Raw genomic sequence first — 980 nt, 5'->3', positions numbered from 1 at the left:
AATGATAAATTATAAAATTTATCATTTATAGCGATTGGCGTTATAAAAATTCAAAGAAATAGAGTTTTATCCAAACGGTATACATAGATATTTCATATTTTGTTTGAGGGATATTATTATCTCAATTTTTGAGAAAGGGTGGTGAAACTTGATTGACCATTGAGAATCGAATAATAAATGGAGGGTTTGAAACCGGTTCTCTGCCGCCTTGGACAGGATTTAATGCCGTAGTTACTTCTAATTTCAGCCATTCAGGGATTTATAGTGTTAACTTGGTAACTTCATCGATTGGAATCTTAGCTCAGAGCTTTCTGGTTAACCCGGGAGAGAATTTTGAATTTGTTATATCTATTTCAAAAGCTAGCAGCGCTCCTAATCCTGCGATTGTAATAACAGTAGATTATTACAACTCCTCTTTTGACTTTTTGTCGCAGGGATTAAGCTTAACAATTCCAGTAAACCGTCTATCTGCAGTAAATGTGTGGAATGAAATATATGCTACAACGAATAGTGCTCCTCCTGGAACCGTTATAGGAGTGGTAACTATTCAAAAACTCCCTCTTAGTGGGGGGGCACCGATACTAATTGATGATGTTGCAATGATAACAATTGATCAACCAGGAGCGACGGGAGCAACCGGCTCAACAGGATCAACAGGCCCGACAGGCGCAACGGGAGCCACAGGTCCAACAGGAGTAACCGGGGCAACCGGAGCAACGGGTCCAACAGGGGCGACAGGCCCAACGGGTCCAACAGGAGCAACCGGCCCGACAGGAGCGACAGGCGCAACTGGCCCAACGGGAGCGACAGGCCCAACAGGGGCAACAGGCCCAACAGGAGCAACGGGTCCAACAGGACCAACGGGAGCAACCGGCTCAACAGGATCAACAGGCCCGACAGGCGCAACGGGAGCCACAGGCGCAACAGGCTCAACCGGTCCAACAGGAGTAACCGGGGCAACGGGAGCGACAGGCGCAACG

At 46.9% G+C, this 980-nt stretch carries 1 protein-coding gene; it reads left to right on the top strand.

Annotation, left to right across the window (positions count from 1 at the left end; genetic code table 11):
- Positions 1-152: 152 nt before the first annotated feature.
- On the top strand, positions 153-980 hold an 828-nt coding region (locus tag ACWHAR_RS23755; RefSeq protein WP_452088026.1), incomplete at its 3' end, for an NTTRR-F1 domain.

It is taken from the genome of Bacillus sp. LR--39, from assembly GCF_053613335.1.
Note: the sequence above shows the minus strand (reverse complement) of the source record. Positions and strands in the feature narration are given on the sequence as shown.